Annotated in this window: 21 protein-coding genes and 2 tRNA genes; 8 read left to right on the top strand and 15 right to left on the bottom strand. The window is 40.9% G+C overall.

Features of this window, described 5'->3' with window-relative positions; genetic code table 11:
* Nucleotides 1-71: 71 nt before the first annotated feature.
* Nucleotides 72-512 carry a hypothetical protein gene (locus tag ABMY41_RS15420; RefSeq protein ID WP_175081138.1) on the top strand — a complete coding sequence of 147 codons (441 nt, stop codon included), beginning with the start codon at nucleotides 72-74 and terminating at the stop codon, nucleotides 510-512.
* A 74-nt stretch (nucleotides 513-586) separates the two neighbouring features.
* Here ABMY41_RS15420 and ABMY41_RS15415 read toward each other — a convergent pair whose 3' ends face one another.
* A complete protein-coding gene (locus ABMY41_RS15415; RefSeq protein WP_349275340.1) occupies nucleotides 587-886 on the bottom strand; it encodes a DUF6172 family protein in 300 nt (99 codons plus the stop codon).
* A 162-nt stretch (nucleotides 887-1,048) separates the two neighbouring features.
* The gene (locus tag ABMY41_RS15410) at nucleotides 1,049-1,564 is read right to left on the bottom strand and encodes a VC2046/SO_2500 family protein (protein ID WP_055022407.1); all 516 of its coding nucleotides are present in this window, start codon (nucleotides 1,562-1,564) and stop codon (nucleotides 1,049-1,051) included.
* Between the two features lie 112 nt (nucleotides 1,565-1,676).
* Between ABMY41_RS15410 and ABMY41_RS15405 the strand changes: the two genes are divergently transcribed.
* Together ABMY41_RS15405 and ABMY41_RS15400 are read left to right on the top strand one after the other, a co-directional pair.
* Nucleotides 1,677-1,761 (top strand) — tRNA-Tyr (locus ABMY41_RS15405).
* Nucleotides 1,762-1,810: 49 nt separating this feature from the next.
* A tRNA-Tyr gene (locus ABMY41_RS15400) sits at nucleotides 1,811-1,895 on the top strand.
* A 68-nt stretch (nucleotides 1,896-1,963) separates the two neighbouring features.
* On the opposite strand, the gene ABMY41_RS15395 is transcribed toward ABMY41_RS15400, so the two are convergent.
* Nucleotides 1,964-2,644 (bottom strand): SprT family zinc-dependent metalloprotease, encoded by a 681-nt coding sequence (locus tag ABMY41_RS15395; RefSeq protein ID WP_175079735.1) that lies wholly within the window; start codon nucleotides 2,642-2,644, stop codon nucleotides 1,964-1,966.
* A gap of 102 nt (nucleotides 2,645-2,746) precedes the next feature.
* Between ABMY41_RS15395 and ABMY41_RS15390 the strand changes: the two genes are divergently transcribed.
* Nucleotides 2,747-3,727, top strand: coding sequence for an ion channel (locus ABMY41_RS15390; RefSeq protein WP_054564024.1), 981 nt, complete (start codon nucleotides 2,747-2,749; stop codon nucleotides 3,725-3,727).
* On the opposite strand, the gene ABMY41_RS15385 is transcribed toward ABMY41_RS15390, so the two are convergent.
* Entirely contained in the window at nucleotides 3,724-4,794 is a 1,071-nt protein-coding gene (locus ABMY41_RS15385; RefSeq protein ID WP_175083207.1) for a GGDEF domain-containing protein, read from the bottom strand. The two genes, ABMY41_RS15390 and ABMY41_RS15385, sit on opposite strands and share 4 nt — an antisense overlap.
* Nucleotides 4,795-4,931: 137 nt before the next feature.
* Here ABMY41_RS15385 and ABMY41_RS15380 point away from each other — a divergent pair, with 137 nt between their 5' ends.
* A complete protein-coding gene (locus tag ABMY41_RS15380; RefSeq protein ID WP_349275336.1) occupies nucleotides 4,932-8,261 on the top strand; it encodes a PAS domain S-box protein in 3,330 nt (1,109 codons plus the stop codon).
* On the top strand, nucleotides 8,258-9,247 hold the full coding sequence (locus tag ABMY41_RS15375) for a two-component system response regulator (protein WP_175083205.1): 990 nt from the start codon (nucleotides 8,258-8,260) through the stop codon (nucleotides 9,245-9,247). Before ABMY41_RS15380 ends, ABMY41_RS15375 begins: the two co-directional genes overlap by 4 nt.
* A 12-nt stretch (nucleotides 9,248-9,259) precedes the next feature.
* Here the strand turns inward: ABMY41_RS15375 and ABMY41_RS15370 are convergent, their stop codons facing one another.
* Nucleotides 9,260-9,661 carry a VOC family protein gene (locus tag ABMY41_RS15370; protein ID WP_175083204.1) on the bottom strand — a complete coding sequence of 134 codons (402 nt, stop codon included), beginning with the start codon at nucleotides 9,659-9,661 and terminating at the stop codon, nucleotides 9,260-9,262.
* Complete coding sequence (locus tag ABMY41_RS15365) at nucleotides 9,654-10,301, bottom strand: HD domain-containing protein (protein WP_054564028.1); 648 nt, start codon at nucleotides 10,299-10,301, stop codon at nucleotides 9,654-9,656. The genes ABMY41_RS15370 and ABMY41_RS15365 overlap by 8 nt, the downstream gene beginning before the upstream one ends.
* A 135-nt stretch (nucleotides 10,302-10,436) precedes the next feature.
* On the opposite strand from ABMY41_RS15365, the gene ABMY41_RS15360 reads away from it, so the two are divergent.
* A complete protein-coding gene (locus ABMY41_RS15360) occupies nucleotides 10,437-11,627 on the top strand; it encodes a class I SAM-dependent methyltransferase (protein ID WP_349275334.1) in 1,191 nt (396 codons plus the stop codon).
* Here ABMY41_RS15360 and ABMY41_RS15355 read toward each other — a convergent pair.
* The 6 genes from ABMY41_RS15355 to ABMY41_RS15330 form a co-directional block, all read right to left on the bottom strand.
* Complete coding sequence (locus ABMY41_RS15355; protein WP_054564030.1) at nucleotides 11,624-11,920, bottom strand: PilZ domain-containing protein; 297 nt, start codon at nucleotides 11,918-11,920, stop codon at nucleotides 11,624-11,626. The two genes, ABMY41_RS15360 and ABMY41_RS15355, sit on opposite strands and share 4 nt — an antisense overlap.
* Before the next feature lie 8 nt (nucleotides 11,921-11,928).
* Nucleotides 11,929-12,342 carry a response regulator gene (locus ABMY41_RS15350; RefSeq protein ID WP_267894693.1) on the bottom strand — a complete coding sequence of 138 codons (414 nt, stop codon included), beginning with the start codon at nucleotides 12,340-12,342 and terminating at the stop codon, nucleotides 11,929-11,931.
* Between the two features lie 68 nt (nucleotides 12,343-12,410).
* On the bottom strand, nucleotides 12,411-16,301 hold the full coding sequence (hrpA, locus tag ABMY41_RS15345) for an ATP-dependent RNA helicase HrpA (protein ID WP_349275331.1): 3,891 nt from the start codon (nucleotides 16,299-16,301) through the stop codon (nucleotides 12,411-12,413).
* Nucleotides 16,302-16,370: 69 nt separating this feature from the next.
* The gene (locus tag ABMY41_RS15340) at nucleotides 16,371-17,243 is read right to left on the bottom strand and encodes a peptidylprolyl isomerase (RefSeq protein WP_349275329.1); all 873 of its coding nucleotides are present in this window, start codon (nucleotides 17,241-17,243) and stop codon (nucleotides 16,371-16,373) included.
* Between the two features lie 91 nt (nucleotides 17,244-17,334).
* Complete coding sequence (locus tag ABMY41_RS15335; RefSeq protein ID WP_349275327.1) at nucleotides 17,335-21,021, bottom strand: translocation/assembly module TamB domain-containing protein; 3,687 nt, start codon at nucleotides 21,019-21,021, stop codon at nucleotides 17,335-17,337.
* Nucleotides 21,021-22,712 carry an autotransporter assembly complex family protein gene (locus tag ABMY41_RS15330; RefSeq protein WP_349275347.1) on the bottom strand — a complete coding sequence of 564 codons (1,692 nt, stop codon included), beginning with the start codon at nucleotides 22,710-22,712 and terminating at the stop codon, nucleotides 21,021-21,023. Before ABMY41_RS15330 ends, ABMY41_RS15335 begins: the two co-directional genes overlap by 1 nt.
* A gap of 207 nt (nucleotides 22,713-22,919) precedes the next feature.
* Here ABMY41_RS15330 and ABMY41_RS15325 point away from each other — a divergent pair, with 207 nt between their 5' ends.
* The gene (locus ABMY41_RS15325) at nucleotides 22,920-23,252 is read left to right on the top strand and encodes a ribonuclease E inhibitor RraB (protein ID WP_175083200.1); all 333 of its coding nucleotides are present in this window, start codon (nucleotides 22,920-22,922) and stop codon (nucleotides 23,250-23,252) included.
* 26 nt (nucleotides 23,253-23,278) lie between these two features.
* On the opposite strand, the gene ABMY41_RS15320 is transcribed toward ABMY41_RS15325, so the two are convergent.
* From ABMY41_RS15320 to ABMY41_RS15310, 3 genes are all read right to left on the bottom strand, one after another.
* Entirely contained in the window at nucleotides 23,279-25,024 is a 1,746-nt protein-coding gene (locus tag ABMY41_RS15320) for a DEAD/DEAH box helicase (protein ID WP_349275325.1), read from the bottom strand.
* Between the two features lie 68 nt (nucleotides 25,025-25,092).
* Nucleotides 25,093-25,398 carry an H-NS histone family protein gene (locus ABMY41_RS15315; protein ID WP_175079753.1) on the bottom strand — a complete coding sequence of 102 codons (306 nt, stop codon included), beginning with the start codon at nucleotides 25,396-25,398 and terminating at the stop codon, nucleotides 25,093-25,095.
* Nucleotides 25,399-25,507: 109 nt separating this feature from the next.
* On the bottom strand, nucleotides 25,508-25,756 hold the full coding sequence (locus tag ABMY41_RS15310) for an Hpt domain-containing protein (RefSeq protein WP_349275323.1): 249 nt from the start codon (nucleotides 25,754-25,756) through the stop codon (nucleotides 25,508-25,510).
* Between the last annotated feature and the right edge of the window lie 195 nt (nucleotides 25,757-25,951).

Genomic DNA, 25,951 nt, shown 5'->3' with positions numbered 1-25,951 from the left:
ACCGAGTTAACTTTACATCATGCTCATTTAGTCACACACTTAATTTTAAGTTCACTCGAAAAACTACAACAATGAAAAATATACTTTTAACTTTTATCCTTCTAAGTAGCAGCATTCTTTTCGGTTGCGGTTCTGAAGACGCACCAAAGGGCGAAAAAAACACCCCAGGTAATGTAGCGACTCTCTATTTTGATGCTTTGTACAACCAGAACGATTTAAACCTTGCAATGGAATACGCCACGCCGAAAATGGCGCGAATTATGAAATCTTATGGTACTGCTGGGCAGTTCGCTCGTAACCTGGTTAATATGCAATACGATGAAGTAGTAATTGAAGTCGATATGACTAACATGAGCTTGCGCGAACAGTATGGCGATAAAGCCAACATCAATTTAATTTTTACAGGTTATTTTAATGGTAAGAAAATTGATGATATGCGCAGTGTGAAAATGATGCGTAAAAAAGGCAATTGGTACATAGAAAAAATTAATGCAGATCCATTTGCGCGATAATTAATTACTAAAACTAAAAAAGGGCCTGAAGGCCCTTTTTTGTATTAGAGTATTACTGCAGAACAGTATGGGTATTACTCTTCGTCAAACTCTTGATGTTGACGCTGTGCAGGACGCGCTAAGATTTCAACGTAAAACGATGTAAGCTGTTTTGCTTCAATATCGCTAATACATTTATTAATCTCTGCCACGTGAACGACATTGGCCTCTTCCGCTGATTCACCAAACTTACAGTCAAACGCCCAATAGTCGGCGCCTGCTGGGAGTCTTTTATTACGCTCACGTTTTAAGTATTTTTTTACTTCGTGCTTGGCTGCATCAACCATACGAGGATATTTAATTTTCTCGTGGTTTAGCGTGAATGTTTTCTTCATTATAGTCCTAGTAACTTGGTTCAATGACAATGGCATTAAGCCATAGACTGCTATTATAACAAGCACATCTTAATTTAGCTGTACTTTTTGCAGTTTTACTTAAATATAAGTCTATTCTTAGTGTATTCGAAGTCTATGACATTTCGATTAAGCCACTTATACCTAGGCTGTAGCTAAATGAAGAGGTTGATGTATCGCCTCGTCAGTAAGGCTATCATAAAATGCAGCTGCATCGATTTGTGGGCGCTCAACGGGTTTATTTTTTTCATAAAAGCGTTTTCTAACTGCAGGCTCACAGTTATCAATCACTTCTAGCGGCACATGCTGCTTATCATCACGAACATTCAGTGGCTCTGGGTTTAAACAATGACGTAATCTGATGTCTGATAAACCACCTTGCAATAGTCTAAGTGCATTTTCTTGCCCAATCAGCATATCAAACTGTTCGGGAGCCAATGGTTGTGTGGGGCCTGCACCTAACTCGGTGCGCAAAGCAGATTCAGATACTTCAGGATTGCTTAATTCAGTTTTTGGCAGGTGAAACTGGCTAAAATCGAGCGCATCATGAGAAAGCATTGCTAGTAATAAAGCAAACTCTCCAGAGCGGTGCTCGTGAACACTTTTATTTAGACGATTATCGAGTTGGCTCTCTGTGAGCAACAAACCATCAATTTGCATAGTCTTTAGCCAAATAGTTTCTTGATTAACCAGTTATCGGCATTTATGCATTTTTCTTTAGTTTTTTTCTTTACTTAAATAATAAGTTTGCTATTATCAGCGCCGTTGCATTGGAGGGGTTCCCGAGCGGCCAAAGGGATCAGACTGTAAATCTGACGGCTCAGCCTTCGCTGGTTCGAATCCAGCTCCCTCCACCACTTTCCTTCTTAGAAAAGTGGGGCCAGATGCAATAGTAAAAATTTGTGTGGAGGGGTTCCCGAGCGGCCAAAGGGATCAGACTGTAAATCTGACGGCTCAGCCTTCGCTGGTTCGAATCCAGCTCCCTCCACCACTCTTTACTCTCGCTAACTTTACTCTCGCTAACTTTACTCTCGCTAACTTTACTCTCGCTAACTTAAGCTACCAACTCAAACTACTTCCATTTGCTTTTAACCATTGCTCGGCTTTTTTATAATTTGGATAATACTGGTTCACACGTTGCCAGAACTTAGCGCTATGGTTCATATGTAAAAGATGCGCAAGCTCATGTACAACCACATAATCAATCACCCAGGTTGGCGCACTTGCTAAATGTAAGTTAAAAGTCAGCTCGCGGCGTTTATTACAACTGCCCCAACGACGTTTATAATGTTGAATTTTAAGCTTTGTAGGGAGCGATTCAGACATCTGTACACAATAATCATGAACACGCATTTCGATATAGCTCTCAAGCTTTTCATGTAAAAACTGCTCCAGCAAAGCGAGGTAGTTAGCTTCTTGATGTTTGACACGTGATGATATTGATAAGGTAAGCTGAGACTGTGCATCTTGTTGCCACATGCTTTTCGGGCCTTTAGCGAATACTATCGGCACGTTTTGCCCAAACAACTTAATAGTGGCGTTTACTAATGGTAGTTGACGGCGCTCAGCATGAATGGATTGTTTGGCTATTTGTTCAGCGACCCAACCTTGCTTGGTCTTTAACCAGGCATCAATCTCAGTTTGTGAAACATAAAAAGGCGCATAAACGGTCAATTTCTGCTCGGCAACTTTAATTGCCACTGTGGTTCTGCGTTTACTGCGCTTTAGGGTGTAATCCAACAAAGGTCAGCCAATTCGATTAATAAAAATAAGAGATTCCATTTTACCCTGCTAAATAGCTGCTAATCTATAAAGATGACTCACAAATAAGTTTTCACCTTTATGCCTGACAAACCATGTTGTAGTTATACCTCACCAACAGGTAACAAGTGCCAAGAAACAGATATGGGCTCTGGATTTTGCTTTTGGCATGATAGTAAATTTGATAAATCAGGGCTAGATCTAACCCAAAAATTAGAGCGCTATGCAAAAAAAGGTGGCTTATTAGAGGGCCTGCAATTGCAAAGAGCGAACCTTTCAGGACTTAACTTAATAAAGCAGGATGACGAAGAAGGTTATGATCTCTCCTATTGTAATTTTTATCGTGCGAATTTAACGGGCGCTCACCTATTTAATAATAAAATAGCCAATGCTTCATTAATGAAAGCTAATTTACATAGCGCGAGTTTGCATTACTGTGATTTAAAAAATACCAACTTACTAGGTATTAAGCTCAACGACAGCAGAATTGATAACATCGAATTGGGTGACCAATTATTACAAGAAGCGGCTGCATTTAAAGCACGTAAAAATAAACAGCATGATGAAGCACGAGACTTATTTGAGCAATCTGAAGAAATATATCGCAATTTAAGAAAAGCCTCTGAACATCAAGGGCTTTTTGAGCTCGCCGGTAACTTCACCTACAAAGAATTAAGAATGCGTCATGCGCAATACCGAAAAGGCTCAACCAAGCAAATTACTTCCAGCTTTATAGATATGTTATGTGGTTATGGCGAAAAGCCCGAAAATGTCATTCGCTTTAGTCTGTCACTCATTATTTGCTGTGCATTTTGTTATTTCTTATTCGGGGTAAGTTATCAAGATTCTGTGATGCAACTGAGCTTTGAAAACTCATTTCAAAGCAATTTGTCGGCATTGTTGAATAGTTTTTACTTCAGCGTGGTGACTTTTACAACCCTTGGCTATGGTGACATTACGCCAATAGGTTTTTCGAGGTTAATCGCAGCCATAGAAGCATTTTGTGGTAGCTTTTCGCTTGCTTTATTCGTCGTTGTTTTTGTAAAGCGTATGACTCGCTAACGCATAATGTATGAACCCTTATGCTCTTTTGCCTGATACATTTTTTTGTCGGCTCGATTAATTAACTCTTCAGCATCTACCGTGCTATCAAGTGGCGCTGCAATAAGACCAAAACTTAGATGAAGCTCAGGGTATTGTTGTTCAAATGCGGCTATAAGTTTTTCACAAATAGTAAAGGCGCTATCTAACTCGCAATCGGGTAAGATGATGCAAAATTCATCGCCGCCATAACGGCACGGTATATCAATCTCGCGAATATTTTCAAGTAAGTATTGGCCTATATATTTAAGGACTTCGTCACCTTTTAAGTGGCCTTGTGTGTCATTCACTGACTTAAAGTCATCTAAATCAAAATAAACAACCGTTAATGGTGATTTGTGACGTCTGGCTCTGGCAAGGTCGCGTTGTAATAGCTCTTGCATTACACGGCGATTGTAGAGGTTGGTGAGTGGGTCGAGTTTAGCGAGTTTCTCAAGTTCTTGAGTGCGCTGAGCGACTTTTTCTTCAAGGCCTTTCGCATAGACTTCGGTGCGGCGTTTCGCATTTTCAATTTCACCCACTAAGCTGTCGATATAAGTATCAAAGACCAACGTCGTATCAAAGTAAATCAATTTATCAATGATGGTAAGGGTCTGATTTAACTCATCTTGATCGCTTATTGTGGTGCGAAGCACATTAAAAATGAGCTCTTTTAAAGTACACACCGCCGATAAGTAAAGCTTTGGCTCAACCCCAATACGCTTATGCACCATACCAATCCGTAGACGGTTGTTAACATATTCATGCTCGTAACGACCACAAAATAAATCGATTATATACTGCCTTTGTGCATCTCTGAGTCGTGTTAAAGTATCTGCATCACCAATTAGTAACGAAATTTCATCCACTTCGGTTTGTTTTTTATAAAACTCATTCACTACATTTTCGATGGCTGATTCGATTATAGGTTTATAGTTCAAAAGAGATGACAGACTATTTGAAGTCAGCCCTAATAAGCTCATTCTGTGTTGGATTTCTACATCATTAATCTGCATTTGCTCAACTAATGTTTGCTCGGTTCTTCTCATCTACCCACCTCGAACTACTCCTTTTTAATTAAATATAGCCAAGGTTTTGAATCCTACGTACTTAAGTGATAGGTTTTTCTCTAAATTCAGAACAATTTGTATTAGACTGCTATAATAAGCCGTTTCAAAAAAATATTATGCTCGCGAAATTTTTTATCACCGATCAAGACCCCAGCTTAATAGTAAGTGGTGTCTATGATCCAAGCTTAGTTGCTCTTTCTATTGCTACGGCTATTTTTGCTGCTTATTTTTCACTCCATATCATTGATCTAGCAAATAGAACTCAATTTGATTCGTACCGTAAATTAGGCAGTGCAACAAGTGCCTTGGTAATGTCAGGTGGGATTTGGAGTATGCACTTTATCGGCATGCTAGCTTTTTCATTATGCACCACCGTGGAGTACGACCCTACACTGACATTTTTTTCATTTATTCCTGCATTTTTAGCCTGCTATACCGCATTTTCATTTTTGAAACGCAAAGATTTAAAGCAAATACCAACAACAATAAAGCTACTCATTGGCTCTGTATTACTTGGCTCTGGCATTGGTGCAATGCACTACTCTGGGATGGCAGCCATGCAAATGAGTCCGCTGCTTCGCTACGACCCAGCTTGGTTTGCAGCATCTATTGTGATGGCTGTTGCATTATCTTTTGTCGGCTTATATGCGCGGTTTCACCTAGGTGAGTATTTTAAAAAACTCACTGTGTTTCAAACCCGTGTCATTTGCGCCATTATCTTTGGCTTTGCTGTGGCTGGTATGCACTATATGGGAATGGCCGCCACTCGCTTTGTTGCAACCTCACCTTTGTTATCTGAAAACGTTCAAACCTCACAACTCACTTTTATCGCCATTAGCGTTTCATTTGCCACCGTATTATTAACCGCTCTGGTTGGTATTATTAACGGCATGGTACGTTTTCGCTTATTACTGGCAGAAAAATCAGCAGAAGAGTCGCGCTTGGATGCTATTTTAGGCACTGCAATAGATGGCATCGTAACAATTAATATTCATGGCATTATTTTAAGCTTTAATAAATCCGCAGAAACTATTTTTGGTTGGCGACAAGATGAAGTGTTAGGTAAAAACGTAAAACTATTAATGAACGACGATATAGCCGCTCAACATGATGGTTACTTAGCGGACAGTAGCAGACATGAAGTTAAAAAAGTGATTGGCGTTAACCGAAATGTGTTTGCAAAACATAAAGATGGTCATTTATTCCCGATTCGGTTAGGTCTTGGTGAAGTGAAGCAACCTAACGCAGAAACATTGTTTGTAGGCTTTATAACCGATTTAACTGAGCAACGTGCACTGCAGCAAAGTCTCGAAGAAAAAGAAAAGCAATATCGTACTTTAATGAACAATACTCCCGGCGCTGTATTTCGTTGTTTGTTAGATGAGCACTGGACAATGAAATTTATAAGCCCCAGTGTTGCTGACTTAACTGGTTACAGCCCTGAAGAGTTTACCGATGGCACAGTTACATTTGCTCAAATCATTAATAACGATGATGTAGCGCATATTGATGAAGTTATGGAAAAAGCCATAGCTGAAAAAAACCAATATGCGGTTGAGTACCGCATTCGCCATCGAAATGGAAACGTTGTGTGGGTTTTAGACCAAGGAACAATTAATGAAAGTAGTGATTCTGAACAAAAGTGGATCGATGGTGTACTTATCGATATCACCGCTCGTCACGAATATGAAGAATCACTCAAAAAGGCTAAACAAGAAGCTGAAGCCGCAGCACAAGCAAAACAATCATTTATGGCAAACATGAGCCATGAAATACGCACGCCAATGAATGCCATAATCGGCTTTAGCGACATATTAATGGATAGCCCACTCAGTAAAGAGCAACAAAAACATATTATTACCGTCAATAAATCAGCTCGCTCACTGCTGCATTTGCTCAATGAAGTACTAGATTCTGCAAAACTAGAAAAAGGCAAACTCGATATTCAGGCTGAGCACTTTAACTTACAAGCCTTGCTCGACAATATCGTCTCGACTTTTTGGCTTGAAGCGAAGCGTAAAGATATTCTGCTTGATTTGATTATCGCTGATAGTGTTGCGCCCATTTATATTGGCGATGAGTCTCGCATTCGCCAAGTGATGAATAATCTCATCGGTAATGCCATTAAATTTACCGAGCAAGGGTCTGTCACAATTACGGTGAGTCAAACTCAAAACAAACAATTGTTTTTCGAAGTGCAAGACAGTGGTATTGGCATAGCCAAGCACCGCTTAGAAGCTATTTTCCAGCCATTTGAACAAGCCGACGGCACCATGACACGCCGATTTGGTGGCACAGGTCTTGGCACAACTATTAGTAAGCAGCTTGTTGAGTTAATGGGTGGTTCAATTGGTGCTATTAGTGAAGAAGGTAAAGGCAGCTGCTTCTACTTTACCCTACCTTTACAAGAAGGTGATATCAGCCAAGTCGATACCCTAACTTGTAATCAATTAAACTTACCAAAACTTCGCATATTAGTGGTTGATGACATTGAGCAAAATGTTGAGCTACTGAACATTTTATTATCGCAAGCTGGGCACACCATCAGTACGGCTCAAAATGGCCTTGAAGCCATTGCAGCATTTGAACAGCAAAGCTTTGATGTGATTTTGATGGATATACATATGCCGGAATGTGATGGCATTACGGCCTGTAAAGAAATCCGCGAAATAGAGAAAATCAGATGCTTAAAAATTACACCTATCATCGCGTTGACGGCGAGTGTTTTACAACAAGATAAAATTACCACTAAACAAGCCGGTATGAATGGCTTTGCAAATAAACCCGTTGATATTAACCAGCTGAACCATGAAATTGCGAAAGTGCTTGGTTTAGAAGTAAATAAAATCACTAACAATAAAGTCGGTGATGAGAAAAAGCACATCAACTACGACAAAGGTGTTTTGATGTGGGGAAGCAAAGAGAAATTAAATACGGAAATTGGCTTATTCCTAAGCAATCATCAACAGAGTATTCTACGACTGAAGGATCAGAAACTCAGTGAAGACGAACAAAAAGCAATTTTGCATACTCTTAAAGGAGTCGCGGGTAATTTAGCACTAGCAAAATTATTATACTTGTTATCAAACGCTGAGAAAGAACGTGAAAAGGAAAGCTTCCCTACACTCATTGCCGAGTGCGAACAGGAATGGCAAACGCTGATTGCATTGCTTGCAGATCAGCCGCAGTCTAGTTCACAACAGCAACCCATACACGAAACGTCGTTGGGGGCATTTATTAGCCAAATTGAGGCACTGCAAGCGCAAGCTGAGCATGCAGAAATAGACGATGATTTATTAAGCCAAGTGCAATCCCAAGCACCGGCAACCTACCAAGAGCAGGTTGTTGAAATTTGTGCGCATTTTGAAAACTTTGACTTTGATGCAGCAAGCACTGCTTTATCAGCTTTAAAGCACACTCTCCAAGCTGCTAAGGAACACCTATGACGCAAATCTCAGAACGTGCAAGAATTTTGGTCGTCGATGATGAACCAGCCAATTTAAAAGTGATCCGTGAAGTACTCGCTAACGATTATCGCTTATCGTTTGCAAAATCTGGCGAGCTTGCTCTTCAGCTTATTGAGAATGAACCTCCTAAGTTGATTTTGCTCGATATTATGATGCCCGACATGAGTGGCTTCGAAGTCTGTAAAGTGTTAAAAGCAAACCCTAAAACCGCTCATATTCCTGTTATCTTTGTTACCGCACTTTCTCATGAGCAGGATGAGTCTGAAGGCTTTGCTCTAGGTGCAGTCGATTATATTACCAAACCAATTAGCCCTGCGATTGTCAGAGCACGGGTTAAAAATCATTTATCTTTAGTGCAAGCTGAACAACTGCAATTAGCCCATATTGATTTGATACAACGTTTAGGCCGCGCCGCAGAATATAAAGACACCGACACTGGTGAGCACATTGCAAGAATGAGCCGTTACAGTAAAGTACTCGCCCTTGCCTATGGCATGAGTGAGTACGAAGCCGAACAGCTTAAACAGGCAGCGCCTATGCATGATGTAGGTAAGATAGGTATTCCTGATTCAGTACTATTAAAACCTGGCCGCTTAAACGAAAACGAATACGAGCACATGAAACAACATGCCTTAATCGGTGCGAAGATTTTAGAGAACTCAACTTCGCCGCTATTACAGCTTGCTCATAAGCTTGCCCTTGAACACCATGAAAAATGGGATGGTACGGGCTATCCGTATGGCCTGAAAGGCGAAGAGATAAGTATAGAAGGGCGTATCGTGACAATTGCAGATGTGTTTGATGCTTTAACCTCAAAACGCCCTTATAAAAAAGCCTGGTCGGTTGAAGAAGCCATCGACTTATTGAAAGACGAAGCCGGTAAGCATTTTGACCCGCAACTAGTTGATTTATTTATCGGTCAAATAGATAGCATCATAGAAATCAAAAATACTTATACGAGCTAATATCTTAGGGCCTCATTTGAGGCCTTTTTTAATTGCACCGTAATCATGCGAAGTAATTTCATGGCTATTACCAGCACAATCTTTGAAATACATTGAATAAGTAACACCGTGGTCAGCAACAAATGTTTTAATATCAAACTGAGCGAGATGCTCAAGCCATGCTAAAAACTGTTCTGCATTTGCGCCAAAGGCAATACCTTTGCTTCTACCGTCTGCTTCAAAGAGTGCTAAACGAATTGTCTTTGCTTGGTCTTCTAAAGTTAAAGGCCCTTTTCCTTCATCCCAAAAAGCAAGCTCTGGTACAACATTAAAGCCAAGTACTTGCTGATACCACTTTAGAGCAGCCGCTAAATCATCAACATTTAAGTGGCAATGATCAACACCACGTAAAGATGGAATAACCATGTTACTCACCAATTTCGGTTTTTAACTGCTCTAAAAATTCGAGCATGTAAGCTGTACGTCTTTTGGCTTCATCTTTTGCTGATGGCGTGTTCATACTCTCGCTAATGTGCAACAACTTAATGAAAAAATGATCTAGGGTGTATTTTGTATCGTCAGGTTCTCGGTTTAAGCAAAATGGGTCGTCTTTATGATACAAGTAGCGACCAATTGAGCCCCCTACTTTCATACAGCGACTCACACCAATTGCACCTAATGCATCCATTCGATCTGCATCCTGCACAATTTGCGCTTCGACACTTTGGACTTTGATATTGGCACTAAAGCTATGTGCCGCAATAGCATGATGAATAGCACTAAAATACTGCTCAGGATAATTAATTGAAGCTAAAAAGCTTAACGCCTTATCTGCAGCCATGGTCGATGCTTTTGCCCTGTCTGGGTGGTTTTTAGCAACCGCAACACAATCATGTAACCAAGCTGCGGGTAACACCACAGCCATTTCTGCCTGCTCGGCAATACATAATTGTTTTGCAACCCTCACTACTCGCTCAATATGACTAATATCGTGTGCGACATCGGCATGGAGTAAAGACAAAATAAAGTCTCGACACTGAGTTTCTAAAGCTGCAAAGTCTATTTCTGGCTGCATATACTGGCTATCACCATTAACTGATTGAAATTATGCTTACTTTAGCGTGCTTACTGGATTTGTTCAAAACATTCATTGTATGTTTGCCAGTGCTTCATTAAACTATGCCCCCTTTTGTTTGACGCGAGAACCCCTATGTCATCTGCTATTTACCTGCAAGCTGGACGAGAAAAATCATTAAAAAGAAAACACCCTTGGGTGTTCTCTAAAGCCATTAAAAAAGTAAAAGGTAAGCCAGGACTAGGTGACACTGTCACTATCTATGACAATGACGGTAAGTTTTTAGCGATTGCAGCTTACAGCCCGCAATCGCAAATTCGTGCTCGCGTATGGAGCTTCGATCAAAACGAAATCATTGACCAAGCATTTTTTGAAAAGCGTTTGCGCCGTGCCTATGCTGCGCGCGAACAGGTGATCAGCGAAGGCGGCTTAACGGGTTTTCGTTTAAGCGCTGCTGAGTCTGACTACTTGCCAGGCATCACTATCGATAAATTTGATAATGTACTGGTGTGTCAACTACTTAGTGCCGGTGCAGAACGCCATAAAGGTGAAATTGTTGCTGCACTTATGGCCATTTTCCCAGGCTGCGATATTTATGAGCGATCAGACGTTGATGTCCGTACCAAAGAAGGTCTTGAGCCAATCAAGGGCCTACTTTGGGGTAAAGAACCAACAGAGCCAGTCGTCATTGAAGAAAATGGCTTAAAACTCGAAGTAGACATTCTTGAAGGCCACAAAACAGGCTTTTACTTAGATCAACGTGATAGCCGTGCAGCCCTTGAGCGCTTTGTTAAAGACAAAACAGTATTAAACTGCTTTAGCTACACAGGTACTTTCTCGCTTTATGCTTTGCGTGGCGGTTGTAAGCACGTTACTAACGTCGATGTGTCACAGCCAGCACTTGATACCGCTAAGCGTAACGTTGAGCATAACAGCCTTGATTTATCTAAAGTTGATTTCGTGAAACAAGATGTCTTTAAGTTATTGCGCCAATACCGTGATGAAGGTGTGCAATTTGATACTATCGTTATGGATCCACCAAAATTTGCTGACAACAAAGCGCAATTAACGGGTGCCTGCCGTGGTTATAAAGATATTAATATGATTGCGATGCAAATCTTAAAACCAGGTGGAACCTTACTCACTTTCTCGTGCTCTGGATTAATGGAACAAAATTTATTTCAAAAAGTGGTTGCGGATGCTGCCCTTGATGCAGGTAAAGACTTGTTAATCATGGAACGATTAAACCAAGCTGCCGACCACCCAATTGCTGGCAGCTACCCAGAAGGCTTTTATCTTAAAGGCCTGATCTGTAAGGTTTACTAGTTAAAACTTACAATTTCTAAACCGGCACTCAAGGAGCCATCTTGCTCCTTGGTTGCCCGAATCACACGGGCTGTCGCATCAAATGAAGTAATCGCCGTGCTAGTCGAAGCAATTAACACCCGATACAGACTACCTATTTCTAAAACTTCATCAAGGTGTATTGCCAGCCCTGTTGCACTTAAATCAGTGCACATAGCCTGAATTTCTTCACCATTAACAACATCTAATGGGATCAGTTTTGCAGGGGTATGAATTTGCATGCGGCGAAAGTCGCGTTTCTCCTCATGAAACATATGGCCTCCTATACCAGTGTTTTTATTTTCTCTATTAATGTTTTAACAGAAAAAGGCTTCACTACATAGGCGTCACACCCGGCATCAAACCCTGCTTTTTGTTCAAGCTCGGTTTCAAGGCCAGACACCATGACAACAGGAATTTGCTCTGTTTCTGGGGTGTTTTTTAGTAATCGGCAGGTATCATAACCATCTAAGCCCGGCATACACACATCGAGTAGTATAGCATCCGGCGGCTCAGCAATAGCCGATGTTAAACACGATGTGCCTGAGTTTGCATAGCTTAACGAAAACTCATTCCCAAGGCTTGCTTTGAGCATTTCAAAATTAAAATATTCATCATCGACGACCAAAATAGTTGGACGCGGTCGATTTACCGTACGCTCAGGAACTGAGATCGGTCTTTCCTTTTCAATGCCCACATAATCTCCTTTTAGCATCTGTGTTTGTAACTTAAAGCAAGGAGTAACCCATTGCTCATTCCTTAGTATTATAACTCACATTCTTTGATTGCGTTTAAAACACGTTTAGCAGATACAGGATAAGGTGTCCCTAGTGTTTGTGCAAATAAAGAAACACGTAACTCCTGTTGCATCCAAAATATCGCACTGATCTCTTCAGGAATTGGCATACCCTTAGGAATTTTATTAGCTAATTTTTGATATTGCTCAGCTACTTTTTCAAGCTCAAGCACACACAACCTATCACGATTAGGATCAACAGGGAGCTTTTCTAAGCGGCGTTCAATGGCTTTTAAGTAACGAATTAAATCCGTCATTTTTGCTGCGCCGTGCTGACTAACAAAACCTTTGAAAACTAAGCTTTGTAACTGTGATTTAATATCACCGTGCGCCGTGATCATGGTTAAATCAACGCGTCCTTTCATACGTTTATTTAAGCCATGAGCAATACTCAACACTTGCTCTACTTGGGTAGCGATCTCAACAACCGTATCACCGAGCTCGCCGCGAATTTGTTCTTTTGCCTTTTCAAACGCATCTGCAGTGCGAATGTTGCCGTATTTAGTTAATAGGCTATCGACGGCTGCAGCGATACAGTCATCAATTAAGTCATTGACCTTACCAAACGGATTAAAGTACAAACCTAATTTAGATTTGTTTGGTAAGTTTTGTTGTAAATACTTAATTGGTGATGGCACGTTTAATAACACTAAGCGACGTAAACCTTGTTGGTGCGCCTGCTTTGCTTTGTGTTCATTATCAAATAACTCAACCGCTGCTGAGTCTTTTTTATCCACCAGCGCTGGAAACGCTTTGATTTCGTATTGACCTTGCTTTTTCACGTAAGAGCTCGGTAACTCACCAAAGCTCCACTCGGTCAAATCAGCTTTCTCTATACCCTTGTCGGCTACTTTCGATAAGGTATCCGTTACCTTACCTTGTAACTGGGCTTTTAGTTTAGATAGATTTAACCCGCGAGCGAGTAACTTATCGTGTTCATCGCGTACTTCAAACTGTAAGCGTAAATGCGGAGCAAGGGTTGATAAATCCCATGCATCTGGCTCAACACGCACACCTGTCATACGTAATAAGCGCGTACTAATTGCATCAATTAAGTTGCCTTGCATCGGCTCGATTGCAGCAAGTACCGCATCGGCGTAGTTTGGCGCAGGCACAAAGTTGCGGCGGATCGTTTTTGGTAGCGACTTGATAAGCGCACAAATTAACTCATGCCTAAATGCAGGAATATGCCAATCAAAGCCAGTTTCTTGTACTTGATTTAACAGTGCAACTGGAATTTGTACCGCAACACCATCAACGGCTTGCCCTGGATCAAAGTGATAAGCCAGTGGTAATAGCAAGTTCTCTTGCTGCCAAGTATCTGGGTAATCAAACTCGGTAACATGATCAGCACCATGCTGCATTAATTCTTCTCGAGACATGTGCAAAAAGCGCTTATCTTTTTGCTTTTGCCCTTTCCACCACTTATTAAACGCGGCACGATTATTTACATCTTGTGGAATTTTCTTGTCGTAGAATTCAAACAGGGTTTGTTCATCAACTAAAATATCACGGCGGCGAGATTTATTTTCAAGAACCTGAATATCTTCAATTAACTCTTGGTTATATTGTAAAAAGCCTTCATTTTGACCCAGTTCTTGCTCTACTAAAGCGGTGCGAATAAACAACTCGCGACTTACTTTAGGATCAATATTGCTGTATACACAGCGGCGCTTATTAACAATTAATAGGCCATACAAGGTTTGCTGCTCAAACGCGATAACTGCACCCGGCTTTTTCTCCCAATGCGGTTCACTGTAGCTGCGCTTTACTAAATGCTGTGCAAAGCCTTCAACCCATTTCAAGTCTATGCGCGCGTTGATCCGCGCATAAAGCTTACTGGTCTCAACAAGCTCTGCCGACATAATCCATTTTGGGCTCTTTTTAAATAATCCTGAACCTGGGAAAATATGGAATTGGCTGTTGCGGGCGCCTTTATAAATTTGTTTTTCATCTTTAAAACCAATATGACTTAACATACCGCTTAATAAAGATTGATGAATTCGCTCGCTATCAGCAACATTTGTAGTAGCCTTCATGCCCATTTCATTACATACCGTTGATAGCTGATAAACAATATCTTGCCATTCGCGAATACGCATATAAGCTAAAAAGTCCTTTTGGCATAACTTTCTAAACTGGCTATTGCTCAATTCAGATTGCTGCTCTTCAAGGTAATTCCACAGATTTAAAAAGGCGATAAAGTCTGAATCAGGGTCATCAAAACGGCCATGCTTTTCATCCGCTGCACCGCGTTTTTCTTGTGGTCGCTCTCTTGGGTCTTGAATCGACAATGCCGCAACAATAATAATCACTTCACGCAGTGCACCTAAGCCATCGGCAGTCAGCACCATTTTAGCTAACCGTGGATCAACTGGTAAACGGCTTAAACTTCTGCCTGATTTAGTAAGCTCAGTCTTTTTATGACGTTTAGCTGGCTTAATGGCTTCGAGCTCTTCAAGTAGCGTTAAACCATCGTTGATATTTCGGCTATCTGGCGCTTGCACGAACGGGAACTGCTGCATGTCGCCAAGCCCTAAACCAAGCATTTGCAAAATAACAGATGCTAAATTGGTGCGTAAAATTTCAGGATCAGTAAACTCTGGGCGCGAATTAAAGTCTTCTTCGCTATACAAACGAATACAGATACCCGCTTCGATACGACCACAGCGACCTTTACGCTGATTGGCACTGGCTTGTGAAATTGGCTCAATCGGTAATCGTTGTACCTTGGTACGATAGCTATAACGGCTGATGCGCGCGGTACCAGGGTCGATAACATAGCGAATACCCGGCACCGTTAGTGATGTTTCAGCCACGTTGGTAGCTAAAATAATATGACGGCGGCTATGCGGCGCAAAAATTCGGTTTTGTTCTGCGTTTGATAAACGCGAATATAGCGGTAAAACATCCGTGCCTTTGAGGTTTCGCTTTGATAACGCATCAGCGGTATCGCGAATTTCTCGTTCACCGTTCATAAAAATCAGAATATCGCCAGGGCCTTCATCGCAAAGCTCATCAACGGCATCAAAAATACCCTGTAATTGGTCACCATCCGCTTCCATCTCGTCTTTGTTGATTTCAGTGGTTGGTCTATAACGAACCTCTACTGGGAAAGTTCGACCGGATACTTCGATGATGGGTGCATCATCAAAATGTTTAGAAAAACGCTCTGGGTCAATCGTCGCTGAGGTAATAATAACTTTTAAGTCAGGACGTTTTGGCAGTAAATTTTTTAAATAGCCTAAGATGAAATCGATATTCAGGCTACGTTCGTGGGCTTCATCGATGATGATGGTATCGTACTGATTTAGGTATCTGTCTTGTTGAATTTCAGCCAGCAGAATACCGTCTGTCATCAATTTAATATAGCTATTGTCAGAAACTTGGTCACTAAAACGAATTTTAAAACCCACTTGTTGACCTAGCTCGCATTGCATTTCTTCAGCAATACGATTCGCGACACTTCGAGCCGCGAGTCGGCGAGGCTGGGTGTGGCCAATGTATCCGTCAACACCGCGGCCAAGCTCTAAACACATTTTTGGGATCTGCGTCGTTTTACCAGAGCCAGTTTCACCGGCAATGATCACCACTTGGTTATTGGCAATCGCCTGTTTAATGTCATCTTTCTTTTGGCTAACAGGAAGTTGCTCTGGGTAGGTCACTTTAGGCAATGCAGCCAAACGTTGCTCGCGCAATTGCTGCGAACGACTAATATCTTCTGCTATTTTTTGCGCTATGTTTGCTTGCTTAGTTTCATCGTTGATTTTTTTAATACCATGAAGGCGTTTTTTGAAGATGAATTGATCTTTGCGTAAACACGTTTTTAATTCGCCGAACAGCGGACCTAGGTTAACCACCCGATACCCTTATATTTCTTAACCAATAGACTGATATTGTATCAAATAATCTATCAGGTGGTCATGGCTTTATTTAATCCGTTCGGTTGGGATTGGCATTGCACAAACATCGATAAAATCAGGGCTTTCAACAAACCATGCTTCTACTCGATTTTTACGTGCTTCGATGAGGTCTTTAAAGGCATTTGAGTCTGTTTTCATCACCCGAAACTCACTTTTATCTGTGTCTTTAATATCTGCTAGTACTTGCATATCTGTGATGGGATTAAATGCCTGACCTTCAGTGGCTTTACGCTGCAATAGATTAAAATGCTCCATGCCTTCTAAAACACGACCAAACACGGTGATATTACGGTCTAAATAGCGCTGGCTATTGCCGATGGTGACATAAAATTCGGTACCACCGGAATTAATATCATTATCGCGGGCCATGGCAAAAATTCCTGGGCAATGTACCTGCCATGTTTCGGTTTGGTCTTGGTTTTGTGCCACAGCAAAGCCATTTAAAAAGCCCGTTTTAGCGGCATAGCCATCAGGCCCTTTCAGCTCTGTAATCACTAAGGGAGTCTCTGTGCGTAGATAAAACTCAGCGGGTAACCCTTTTTTGGCATTTTTAACGGGTTTATTTTCACTCACATCCCCGCCCTGCGCGACAAACCCCTCAACAAATCGGTACACACTTAGGCCTTGATAGAACCCTTCTTTGGCAAGCTGTCGCAAGTTATTTGCATGAATGGGCGCTAGTGTATCGTTTAGTTCAATATAAGCAGCCCCCGTAGGTAAGGTTAATTTAATGACGTTTTCGGCACTGACTTTTCGCCACTCACTACTATTTGCGGTTTTAATGATTTCGCCAGCGGAACGTTTTTGACTTGTTTCTTTTGCAGCAATTGGTGCAGCTAAAACTACGCCAAGGCACAGAGTTAATAGACTTAATTTCATTGTTATTATCTTTTAAGTAATTGACAATTCAGCCTATTAACTTATGCCCTAATAAGCAAGTAAAAGCGATGTTTGGTCACAAGTAGAGGTATTAGTCCCAATCAAATTTATAAAGAATATCAACATTTTGATAAAGGCCGCTGGTGACCTCAATATACAATTGCGACAACAATTGATAACGAACTGCCACTTCACTTAGTGAATCAAAAATGCCGACACTGTATTTCACTTGAATACCCGGTGTAACATAGCCAGATATTTCAACTTTGGTGTCATCCCCGCTGCCGCTTGAACTTAAGCTGACATCAGACAAACCAAAGCTTTCACCAATTTTAGATACCACACCCTCACTACGGTTTACACCTTGGGCAAGCAATAATTGGGTGAGCATCGCATCTGTTGAACTATCTCCTTCATCAAGAGGTTGCCCATTTAATAAATAAGCCAATGCTTGGGCTTGGTCCATCGCTGGCTCTGAGAATACTTTTAATGAAGGCTGTTCAACATTACCCGTTAAGGTAATACCCGCAATCACGCCATTCGAGGTGTTGTCTGGATTACGAATTGCCTTAATGTTCAAGTACGGTTTATCAATTGAGCCGCTAAAGCCCACCTGACCGGTACGAATTTGCAAGTCTTGACCAAAAGCACGATAGGTACCTTGAACTAGGTTCAACTCACCCGTTGCTATCATCGGCGTAACTTGGTCCATGCTGATGTTTATGTCACCTTCAACTTTCGACTGTAAGCCAAACGAGTCAACGCGCACATCATTTTCAACCAACACCTTTAAGTTAATAGCATAATTAAAGGGGACTTTTTCTGACTGTTGCTGCTCAATATCAACAATGACTTCATCATCGCTGACTTGCACAGCACCTTCTGGTAGCTCTTCAATCGCAATACGTCCCCATGGCACGACGACTTGGCCATCAAGATTAAACGCATTATTTTTTAACGACATAGTTAAGTCTGGAGACACTTTAAAGGTGACATCTTGCTGAGCACGCACAAAAAACTCTTTACCGTTTAACTTTACGTCAACGTCCGGTAAATCTTGCTGCCAATCAACACCGCCAGATAAATTAAGCGCGCCCCCTTCGGTGTCTTTGAGCTCGCCAGTGAGCTTTGCACTTTGGTTATTAAAGGCAATGTTCACATAAGAGTTTTGCAGCGACACCGGCAAGGTTGCCCCTTCTAGATTGATTTTTTCGACATCAAAGTCACCATTGAGTAATGGCTCTTTTAAAGTACCTGCGATTGCTAACCGGCCTTTTATGTCGCCTGTTAATTGCTCAAGTGATGCAATAAAGGGTCGTAAGTTTGTTAACTCAATTTTCTCAATAACCAAGTCGCCCGCTAAGGTCTGTTGAGATTGAATATCATCAATGTTGAGCTCTGAGGTTACTTTACCTAATACAGATGAATCAACTGTGGCATTAAGTTTACCCGTTTGCGCATCGCTCATTGCCGAGATATCTAAAACCTCTATCGGTAATTTATAAACATTTGCGTCATCAATTAAAGATGCTTCAAGCTGCTGAGTTTTGATATTGGCACGAATCGTTTTCAATGCACCATTATTCCAATTAGCAACTAACTCCCCGTTTGCATCGCCAGTTACTTTCAAGTTATCGGGTAAGAAGTGTTTAAATTCAGCAATAGATAGCGCTGCAAGCTGTGCATTTAACTGGCCTAATTGCTTAGTTTGCTGCAAGGTATCAAAACATAGTTTTGAGTTATCACTTTGCCAGCAATGCGCGCCAACATTAAAGTCAAAGGTTTTGGTATTTACTTGAATATTAACCGGTTTATCAGTGCCAAAGCGCACCTGATTATCGGTAACAAGAATTTGGCTTAGCGCACCTTGCCAGGTCTCTTTATTAAACTTACCGTCTACATCAAATGATGCCTTGCCTTGATCTGCATCGAGTAAAAAAGTTAAATGATGATCTGTTTTATCGCCACTGGCGTCTAACTCAATTTGATTAATTTTGTGTTCGCTGATCGATGCAGAATCGAGCACCAGTGACACATCCGTTTGCCAATCTGCTGCGTAATCAAATTGCCCTTTTAATGTTAAACCATCAACCTGAATATCTTGATAACTCAAAGTATTAAGGACTAGATTTAAATCAACCGTTGGCGCAAGACGCTCACCCCGTAAGCTCAAATCTGCAAAGCCCTTGCCTTGCATAGGCAAGATATCTTGACCACTTGCATCTAGACGCAATTTACCGTCAACACGCCATACATCATCCACTTGTCCGGATAGCGCAATTTCATTTTTACCGCTTTTCACTTCAAGTTTTTTAAAACTCGCATGCAGGCTGCTATCAAGTTCAAAATCCGACAACAAGGTCACTGGCACTTCATTAACTGAACCATTTAATTGCGTGTTATCTAAGGCAAGCTGCCACTCATCTGCCTGTAAGTTAAATGAACCATTAAATTCACCAGATAAATCACTGCTTAATGCATCCGTTAAGTATTGGGCTTTTAAGTGGCTTAAAACCCCTTTAAACTCGCTTTTTACCCCGTTCGACCAATCAACTGATGCGTTAATGTCTGCTTTACTGTCATTAGCATTGAGGCTTAACTGCTCAAGTTTTGCGTTTGTTAAACTACCCTGTAATTGCGATTTCATGGTCATCGCAGGTAATGCACCTAACTGCGTGACTAAGCTCAAATCGAAAGCATAAGCATCGGCATGGCCTTTGGCTTTTAAATCAAAGTCCGATAATTGCAACTGTTGTGTATCTGTCGTAATTTGCCACTTTGCTATCTGGCCTGTTAAATCAAATGGGTAATTTGTTTGTTTTAGGTTCACAGCCCCTTTTAACTCTGCTGGGTATGTTCCTTGCGTTACTAAATCTAACTTTAAATCCTCAAGCGGGCCCCAAAGCGATAACTTAGCTTGATGCTCAGTGCTTTTTACAGACACTGCTCCCTCAATTGTATTTTCACCAGAAAGCTCTGCCATTAAATTAGAGTGCAATTGCCATTGCTGATAACTTGCAGCAAGCTTTTCAAGATTAATATCGCTCCCCTTAGCAGACGCAACTAATTCGATATTTTCTACAAGCTGAGCCTCTTCAGCACCATAAGGGGTAACAGCAACTTTACTGATTTGAAATTGCTTTAACTCAACATTAATTGGTAGCGTAATATCAATTGCTGGTAATGCTGGCAGCTCTGTTAATGGGGCTGATTTAGGCTGTTCTTTTGCTTCGTGTAGCATCACAGCAACATCAGCAATGGTCAGTGTATCCACTGTAATATCCGATGCTTCGCCGCGACCACTTAAGTTTAATTTGTTGACTGTTACATCGGCACTCGGATGCGCAAGATTAAAGCGATTAATTGCAACTCGCTTAACAGCAACTTTCATTGGTAAGTTGATTTGACCAGCTTGCTCAGCTTCAGGCTCTGCTTCAGTGCTCTGCTCAGTTGATACAGCTTGGCTTTTAATGCTTAGATCAATCGACTGGGCACTTAAATTATCTAGGCAGATACCATCACAACGCCACCAGAATAAATCAATTTTTAGCTGCTTTGCCTCAAGCTTGATGCCTTGATTTTCAAAATGAACATCAAACGCATCGTTATATAAAAAACGCCCAGATGGTAGGTTGATTTTTAAGCCATCAACTAACTTATTCGCTGTGTATGCAATAAAGTGATTACCAGGTGCGGTGAATAATAAACAAAACACAATAACTAGCAGACTTGCCAACGTGATTGATAGAACCTTGGTTATCTTTTTTAACATCTTCATTAGATTTCAGGCCCTATGGTAATACTTAATCGGGTACTTTTGCTTTCTTTTGTTAAACCCCAAGCATGGTCGATACGTACAGGGCCAACCGGTGTTAAATAGCGAAAACCAAAACCGGCACCAACTTCGACGCGATCACTAAAATCATTAGTCGCTGTACCACTATCGACAAATAAGGCTGCGCGCCAATGCTCAGCAAATTGATAGTTATATTCAACAGTGCCACTCATTAAATATTTACCACCAATTAGGCGCCCTTCCTCATCTTCAGGGGAAATAGATTCATAGGCAAAACCACGTACACTCTGATCACCACCGGCATAAAAACGCAGTGATAACGGCACATCATTTATATTATCGACCAACATGGCACCTAGATTGGCTCTTAAAAACAGCATATGGCGTTCTGCAAAAGTAGTTAACCAGGCATTTTGCAGTTGTAAGCGCAAAATATTGGTTGAAGACATCATATCTTTTAAACCAAACTCTACTGACATCATCCATTGATAGCCTTCATAAGGCGTTGTGCCCCCCTCGGTGTCTTTTTTAGCATAACTAATACCAGGCATCAGCATTTTTGCGCTTTGTTCTTCATCCCCTATTCGATAGGTCTCGTAATCGCGTCTTAAAAAAGCAGTACGTACCCAATCGTCATCAGTGAGCCACTGCCGCTGAAGCTGCCCCGTGAATATACGGCTGTATAAATCATTGGTTAATTCATCTTCGAGCTTGTAACCCACAGAAAAGCGCCAAAGATCATCATTAGGGTCGTCAACTGGCACCGTATAGCCAAGTGAAATATCTTGCTGGCGCTCAGATACATTAAGGTTACTTTCTAAATAGTGACCATCTTCAGTGATCCAAGGCTTGGTCCATTTGAAACGGACTTTTGGTCCAAGGTCAGTGCTATAACCGCCACCCACTTCATAACTATTGGCAGGTTTGTGTAATACATCAACGTTGACAGGCACTTGGTTATTTTTACGTTTTGCAATATCAGCATACACACGAACACTGGTAAAGTAAGGGGTACTCGACAGTGCTAAGTTGTAATCAGAAACCTCGGTCGCTTTATAAGGCTGACCTTGTTTAAATTCAGCCAGCGAACGAATGTATTTTTCGGCTGGAGTCTCACTACCAATTGTGATGTCACCAAACTGATAACGAGGCCCAGTATCGACATTGAAAATGACTTTTGCGCTATTATTTTTTAGCGAAACTGCCAATTTATGCTCATGCCATTTTGCATCAAAATAGCCTAAGTCTAATAGTTGGCTTTCAATACGTTTTCTTGCGGCCTCATATTTACCGTGATTTAAAAAGTCACCTTGTTTGATTTTGATGCTGTTGACGGCAGACATAAATTCAGCGTCATCTTTACCGGCACCCGTGATAGTCACGTTAATATCTGCAATACGGGTAGCAGGACCACGTTGAACATCAACAATTAAAAGCTGCTGAGCATCATCGAAACTAATTTTGATTATCGGCTTATAATAACCAAGCGCCTTTAAACTCATTTCAACTTGGCTTTTAGCGTGACGCCTTAATGCCTTAGAAGTTTTTTCATCGACCAGTTGCTTAATGTAAAGCTCAACGTTTTTTTCGAGATCATCACTGATCCCTTGAATTTTATAATCTTTAATTACCGTTGCCGCACTTAATGCAAGCTGGCTGTATGAAAAGCAGATAAATAAAAAGACAAAAAAGAAATGCCGAGTATACAAAAAATATCCTTACTTTTTTGGAAGAGTCATAATCTAAAATGAGTACAAAAAGATACTAGCACAGTGCAATAGCCACTGACATAATTGAAATGTTAAAATTAGTACGCGTTAAACAATTATTTTCGCTACAATAGCGGATAATACCTAGATTTATAATGAATGAGCGACTAAATGCACTTCCCTGATGACGAAAACGGTCAATTATTAGCTGAAATTGCTGACGCTGGTGTCGATTTAACCAGTATGCAAACTATCGATTTCTATATTCTTTTTGAACAAAAGCCTGAAGCAGAAAAATTTGCTGAAGCCATTACAAGTGATGAACTTGCCCCTTCAACAGAGTTAGCCAAATGCCCAGATACAGGGGTGTGGGAAGTAATTACTCGTGTGAAGATGGTGCCAGATCACAGCTTACTTAGCCAAACAGAACAATACTTAGAAAGCATTGCTAATAGCCATAATGGTTATGGCGATGGTTGGGGGTTGATGGCCGAAGAAGAATAAGCCATTCCCGCAATCTCGTAAGGGGATCAATTTAATTGATTCGCCTTACGAAAATTGCCCTGATAATCAAATAGCTTTTCAGCCACTTTCCAACCGTATTTTTTATTTTTACGCGCAATCACAAAATCGGGTGCAAGTAGTTGCTGTTGTAAATTGACAACCTGCTCCGCGCTTTGCCAATCTATTGGGGTAAAACCAGGTGCTGCTCGCTTACCAAACTGCTTATTAAAAATAAAACGTCCGGTGTCATTTGCTAAGTTAAATACCTCATCACAACTGGCTCCATCTTCATCATAATAGCTAATTTTAAGTAACCCTTTTGCGAGCACCTGAGCTGACAAACCACTACACCTCAATACCAAGGCATCTTTTAAATTTAGTGCTTCTCGTAGTTTATCATCAGGGTCTGCCATCATAGCACCACAGGACTGACACTGCCTTGCAGCAATATCATTTTGTTCACCACACTGCTCACATTCTTTAAACCGAAAACGATAATCGCACTGTACTTGTTCTTCACCATCGTCCAGCAAGCCTTGGCAGCGCCTACCAAAATGCTCAACCACTTTGCCTTCGCTGTCTGTTTTACCCCAAAATATATTCGCAAATCCACAGCCTGGACACGGCACTTGAACAGGCTCATTATCACTTTGCGCTTTTTTACTGCCGACCTCAGGGTAAAATAAATCAAAGCCGTTACCTGCATAATCAATCACTAAGCAGTCTTTTTTTCCTTCGCTTAAACGAAGGCCTCGACCAACAATCTGTTGGTATAAACTGACCGACTCAGTGGGACGTAAAATCGCAATATAATCGACATGAGGCGCATCAAAACCCGTCGTGAGTACGGATACATTTACTAAATATTTTATTTGTTTTGCTTTAAATTGATTAATAATTCGGTCACGCTCGTTATTATCAGTATCACCCGTGATAAGTGCCGTACTATCCTCAGGTAAGTAACTGGTAATTTCTTTGGCGTGCATTACGGTTGCTGCGAAGATCATCACGCCATGACGCTGTTCACTGTATTCTATAACTTGCTTGATAATCGCTTTTGTTGCGCGTGTATTATCTTTCAATAACGCATTCATATTCTCAATACTATACCGACCAAATGAATCAATCGGTAATGATGAAAAGTCATAATGGCTAATGGCTGCATCGACTTCATGGGGCGGCGTTAAATAGCCGTTCTTGATCATATAGCGCAGTGGTAGCTCAAAAATACACTTTTTAAACGGTGCACCTTTATCACCTCTAACAAAACCATGATAGTGATGATGGTAAATCCAACCCATCCCCATACGAAATGGTGTTGCGGTTAAGCCAAGTACTTTAAGATTGGGATTTTGTTTTTTTAGACTCGCTATCACCTGCCCGTACTGACTTTGTTCATCACCGCTTACACGGTGGCATTCATCAATGATCAACAAAGAGTAAGCATCAGTGAGCTTTTCTGTATTGCGTGCTAGTGATTGTACACTTGCAAAGGTGACTTGCTCTGTTAAAGACTTTTGCTTTAACCCCGCAGAAAAAATACTCGCCTTAAAACCAAAGCTCATATATTTCTCGGCGTTTTGCTCTACTAATTCTTTAACATGCGCGAGCACCATAATCTTTTGTTTAGCAATGCGCGCAAGTTCAGCAATAACAAGGCTTTTTCCAGCCCCTGTTGGTAAAACAATCAGCGCGGCGTCGTCAGTTTGTCGAAAGTGAGCAACCGTGCGTGCTACGGCCTCTTGTTGGTAGGGTCTGAGTACGTACTTCATGTTATCGGACTATAATCGACATAAAAAAGGGAAGCATACGCTTCCCTTGATATTCTTTAAAGCAAAAATTAAGCGAGGTGTTTTGTTAAATCGACACCTTGAAATGCTTTAGGACGTTTGCCACGGCCTGTCCACTCAACAATTTCGCCATTAAATTCGATGCGGTACTTTGGTTTAACCTTAGTACGTTTATCTGTTGTTGCTACATCCTGTAGATCTTCTAATGTAAGTCCTTTTTCTTTTAGTAAATCGAGTACTTCTTTTTTAGCTTCTTGCTGTTGAGTATATTTCTCGATTGCTGCGTCAATTAGCTGTTTTGCTTTTTCTAATTCAGATAATGACGCAGATTTTACAAAAGATCGGATTTCTTTCATTGAGAGCTCGCTTAAAAATTAAAAGTTAGTTAAATGTTCAACACCAACTAGTATATGTTGATTTAATGAAATAATCTATTCAATGTTTATTATTTATCCTATTTTTTCATTATAGCCATAGCTTAATTTTATCTATGACATCATTTAATTCAGCAATTAACTTCTCAACAATTAATGTGTCATGCTGCTGATTAAAGCTACTTTCCGTTGTCACAATAAGTTCTGACAAAGGGGGGGATTGCAGCATGACAATTGCGCCTTTAAGTTTGTGTATTGAAGCAGAAATCTTTGCTGAATTTTGACTTTTTAAGTTTTCTTGTAACGAGCTTAAGTCTGATTGCAAACTGCCAATAAACACTTCCGCTAAGCGTTGTTTCCTAAAAGTTTGAACTATCTTGCCAGCCTGTGATCAGATCATCTATATTTTACTAGCCCGTGCAACAACAATGAGCAAAATCACAAACTGGTCTCACTATAATCAAGCCCTCGTTAACCGCGGTAATATTCGCTTCTGGTTTGACGAAAAAGCAACGCGTCATTGGTATAACGAATG

The organism is Pseudoalteromonas sp. BZA4, assembly GCF_040104395.1.
Taxonomy (GTDB): Bacteria; Pseudomonadota; Gammaproteobacteria; order Enterobacterales; family Alteromonadaceae; genus Pseudoalteromonas.
The sequence above is the reverse complement of the archived record's forward strand: the minus strand, read 5'-3'. Positions and strand labels throughout refer to the sequence as shown.

Coding starts and splice junctions, on each gene's coding strand:
- ABMY41_RS15325 (WP_175083200.1), top strand. CDS start 22,920: ATGCACTTCCCTGATGACGAAAACGGTCAATTATTAGCTGAAATTGCT.
- ABMY41_RS15390 (WP_054564024.1), top strand. CDS start 2,747: ATGCCTGACAAACCATGTTGTAGTTATACCTCACCAACAGGTAACAAG.
- ABMY41_RS15375 (WP_175083205.1), top strand. CDS start 8,258: ATGACGCAAATCTCAGAACGTGCAAGAATTTTGGTCGTCGATGATGAA.
- ABMY41_RS15340 (WP_349275329.1), bottom strand. CDS start 17,243: ATGAAATTAAGTCTATTAACTCTGTGCCTTGGCGTAGTTTTAGCTGCA.
- ABMY41_RS15335 (WP_349275327.1), bottom strand. CDS start 21,021: ATGAAGATGTTAAAAAAGATAACCAAGGTTCTATCAATCACGTTGGCA.
- ABMY41_RS15410 (WP_055022407.1), bottom strand. CDS start 1,564: ATGCAAATTGATGGTTTGTTGCTCACAGAGAGCCAACTCGATAATCGT.
- ABMY41_RS15380 (WP_349275336.1), top strand. CDS start 4,932: ATGCTCGCGAAATTTTTTATCACCGATCAAGACCCCAGCTTAATAGTA.
- ABMY41_RS15315 (WP_175079753.1), bottom strand. CDS start 25,398: ATGAAAGAAATCCGATCTTTTGTAAAATCTGCGTCATTATCTGAATTA.
- ABMY41_RS15420 (WP_175081138.1), top strand. CDS start 72: ATGAAAAATATACTTTTAACTTTTATCCTTCTAAGTAGCAGCATTCTT.
- ABMY41_RS15355 (WP_054564030.1), bottom strand. CDS start 11,920: ATGTTTCATGAGGAGAAACGCGACTTTCGCCGCATGCAAATTCATACC.
- ABMY41_RS15365 (WP_054564028.1), bottom strand. CDS start 10,301: ATGCAGCCAGAAATAGACTTTGCAGCTTTAGAAACTCAGTGTCGAGAC.
- ABMY41_RS15415 (WP_349275340.1), bottom strand. CDS start 886: ATGAAGAAAACATTCACGCTAAACCACGAGAAAATTAAATATCCTCGT.
- ABMY41_RS15360 (WP_349275334.1), top strand. CDS start 10,437: ATGTCATCTGCTATTTACCTGCAAGCTGGACGAGAAAAATCATTAAAA.
- ABMY41_RS15385 (WP_175083207.1), bottom strand. CDS start 4,794: ATGAGAAGAACCGAGCAAACATTAGTTGAGCAAATGCAGATTAATGAT.
- ABMY41_RS15320 (WP_349275325.1), bottom strand. CDS start 25,024: ATGAAGTACGTACTCAGACCCTACCAACAAGAGGCCGTAGCACGCACG.